The organism is Synechococcus sp. H60.3 (assembly GCF_047462295.1).
Classification (GTDB): domain Bacteria; phylum Cyanobacteriota; class Cyanobacteriia; order Thermostichales; family Thermostichaceae; genus Thermostichus.
Genome location: NZ_JANSIY010000199.1, coordinates 1 through 1,646, shown reverse-complemented (window position 1 = coordinate 1,646; position 1,646 = coordinate 1). Strand labels below are relative to the sequence as shown.

General features: G+C 58.2%; 2 protein-coding genes. One reads left to right on the top strand and one right to left on the bottom strand.

From position 1 onward, the window contains the following. Nucleotides 1-552, top strand: a 552-nt coding sequence (tyrS, locus tag NW841_RS12740) for a tyrosine--tRNA ligase (protein WP_414386758.1), incomplete at its 5' end; no start/stop codon positions are given. Nucleotides 553-603: 51 nt separating this feature from the next. Here the strand turns inward: tyrS and NW841_RS12735 are convergent. Then, nucleotides 604-1,320 (bottom strand): hypothetical protein, encoded by a 717-nt coding sequence (locus tag NW841_RS12735; protein WP_414386756.1) that lies wholly within the window; start codon nucleotides 1,318-1,320, stop codon nucleotides 604-606. Nucleotides 1,321-1,646: the final 326 nt, after the last annotated feature.

Genomic DNA, 1,646 nt, shown 5'->3' with positions numbered 1-1,646 from the left:
GTGCCGCTTTTGGAGGGCTTGGATGGCTATCAGAAAATGTCCAAGTCCAAAAACAACTACGTCGGCCTGACCGAGGATCCCCTCACCATGTACTCCAAGCTGGAGAAGGTGCCGGATCACCTGGTGGAGCGGTATTTTGAGTTGCTCACCGCGGTGCCCCTCTCAGAGCTGCCGGCGGATCCCCGCCAGCGCCAGATCCTCTTGGCCAAGACCTTGGTGGCCCAGTTGCACTCTCCTGAAGCGGCAGAAGCGGCGCAGCGCACCGCCCAAGCGCTGGTGTTGCAAGGCAATCTTGTCGAGGCAGGATCCATCCCCACCTTTGCCCTCGAGGGGTTGTCCTATCCGGTGAAGCTCAGCTACCTCCTGCGCGAGTCCGGCCTGTGCAAGAGCGCCGCCGAGGCCCGTCGGCAAATCCAAGGAGGCGCCGTGCGGCTGGATGGGCAAAAAGTGGAAGATCCCGACCTGGAGTTTACCAGCGCTTCTGAACTGGCCGGGCGAGTTCTCCAGGTGGGCAAGAAGGCCTTCCGCCGCCTGGTGGTGGGCCCAGAGTAGTCAGCTTCCAACCCCTCTCCCTTGATGGGACCGGGAAGGGGGGATCAACCATTAACGGGTGGGGGTGGGCTTGAAGCCGAGCCCCCCTTTTTTCTGCTTGGTCTTGGCTGGGGGATTGGACAGCGGTGAAGCCAACAAGGTTTGCGGGAAAACGGGCTCCGCCTTGGGCCGGATCGATCTCGCCTCCGCCACAGCTTCAGCGAGCTTCTGCCGCACCAGCTCTTGGGTCTCCAAGATATTGGGATCCGCCGCCCATTCCGGGGCTTCCCTGACCGGATCGTCTTCGGAAGTAAATTCCAAGTCGTAAACCGCGTTGCGGTAATCGGGGCTGAAGCACTCCCAGGCGCGCAAACTGTAGAAGTAGGGGAATAACCGCACTATGCGCTCGATATCTAGGTGGGCTGCAAAGCAACAAAAAGCCTCTTCTTCAGAGACCGGAAACGGCGCGTAGTGCTCGGAAACAAACCACTGCAAAAACTTGCGCGCCTCCGGAACAACCTGCTCTGGGGCCATGGATCCCAGCACCGCTACGTTGAAGCAGTTGACCAAAAGGTGCTCCAGGAGCACGGCGTTGTACTCGGCAAAGCAGGTTTGCTCGCGGCTTTCTACCGGCTGCCAGGGCATGTTGCCGTTGGCGGCGATAAACAGATGCACCAAGTCATGCGAGGGATTGGTTTGAATGGCGCCGTGCCCCTCCAGCTTGGCCCCGTCACAACTAAAGATTTGGTACTGCGGGCTCCAGTAGAACTTCAGTTGCTTGGCCGCCATGTCCGACCGTCCTCCTCACCCAGAGGGATCCCTCTAGAGCTTACACCCGCAGGCGGGCTACAGGCACCTCTGCAGGGACAATCGCCGTCGCCCCTGCCCTGCCCCAAATGGAGACAGAGAAGGTTTCCTAGCCAAGGTTAAAGGAGAGCAATTAGCTTGCAGAAACGTCGTCGATAGAAGCAATCGACCCGAAAACAAGCTTATAGTGTACTTTCTTATACACTTGGGTTCTTTTCTCCGCGATGCTCCTGGGTTTTTCTCATGGTAGGTTTACGCTGCTGTCCTCAAGCTTGTCTGTGTTATCGGCTATATTCTTCAGGTTTCAA